Origin of the sequence: Streptomyces europaeiscabiei (assembly GCF_001550375.1) — a bacterium.
Classification (GTDB): domain Bacteria; phylum Actinomycetota; class Actinomycetes; order Streptomycetales; family Streptomycetaceae; genus Streptomyces; species Streptomyces europaeiscabiei.
The window spans coordinates 1-1,105 of sequence record NZ_LRTR01000029.1 but is presented as its reverse complement, the minus strand read 5'-3'; the positions used below and the strand labels follow the sequence as shown (position 1 = coordinate 1,105).

At 76.9% G+C, this 1,105-nt stretch carries 1 protein-coding gene; it reads right to left on the bottom strand.

Annotated elements, in window-relative coordinates:
• A partial coding sequence (locus tag AWZ10_RS01095) for an ABC transporter ATP-binding protein (protein WP_167365909.1) occupies positions 1–951 on the bottom strand: 951 nt, incomplete at its 3' end.
• Positions 952–1,105 lie beyond the last annotated feature (154 nt).

The following is a 1,105-nucleotide window of genomic DNA, read 5'->3' as shown; positions in this document are numbered from 1 at the left end:
CGGGTGCGGAGGGTCGCCCGGTGGGAGCAGCCTGCGCAGCACCACCGCGAGCCGGGAGCCGCTGGTGCCCAGGCCGTGGACCAGGTTCTGGAGGGCGGGGAGGAGGGACTGGGTGACGTAGGCGAGGGCGCCGATCAGGGCGCCCGAGGTGACTCCCCGGTCCAGCAGCCAGGGTGTGGTGGCCAGGAGCAGGACGACGGGCAGCTGGCCCCCGATCGCGAGGGCGGCGACCCGTACGACGCCCCAGCGGGCCAGCGAGCGCGCGGCCCGGTGTTCCGCCTCGACGCGGCGGCCGGTGTCGGCGGCGACCATGTCCTCCGCACCGCCCGCCGTGATGTCCCGCAACCCCGGGCAGACGGTGCCGAGCCGGTCGGCGAGGGCCTCGTCGGCGACGAGGAAGGTCTCCTGCCGGCGGGCCAGCGGCCTGAGCGTCGCCAGAAAGAGGGCCACGCCGACGAGTAGCGGGGGCCCCACGACGAGCAGTAGGGCCGGGGCCAGCGAGAAGAGGCCGACGAGCGCCCCGGCGGCGGTGAACAGGAACGATCGCGACACCATCACCAGCCCGGCGAAGGTGTCCCGGGCGATCTCCACCTGCTGGGTCAGCCCGGACAGGGCCCCGCCGTCCGCCTCCCGCACCCCCCGCTCGACCACGCCCCGCACCAGCCGGTCCCGCAACGGCTCCACCAGCCCAGCCACACACCCGTACACCCGTCCGGTCCCGAACGCCCCGACGACCACCGCCCCCGCCCCCGCGCCGAGCCACCCCAGCCCGACCCCGGCCCGCCCGGCGAGAAACCCGTCATCAAGGGCCCGCGCGAGGGCGTACCCCGTCAGGAACGTCTGCACCGTCTCCAGCACGGACCACAGCACCAGCCGTACGACGACACGCACGCGGCGCCGCAGGAAGCGGAGGCCTCGACGGGGGAGACCGGACGGGGGGACCCGGCGCATCGACGCCCCGGCGTGCTCGGCGCGCGCGGATCCGCAGGGTTCGCCGACGGGCCCGGCCCGCGCCGATCCGGACGGTCCGGGACGTCCGGCCGCTGCCGACCCGTGATCGCCCCGGGACCCCGGCGCCGGCGGGTGACACGGCGCGGCCGGTGTG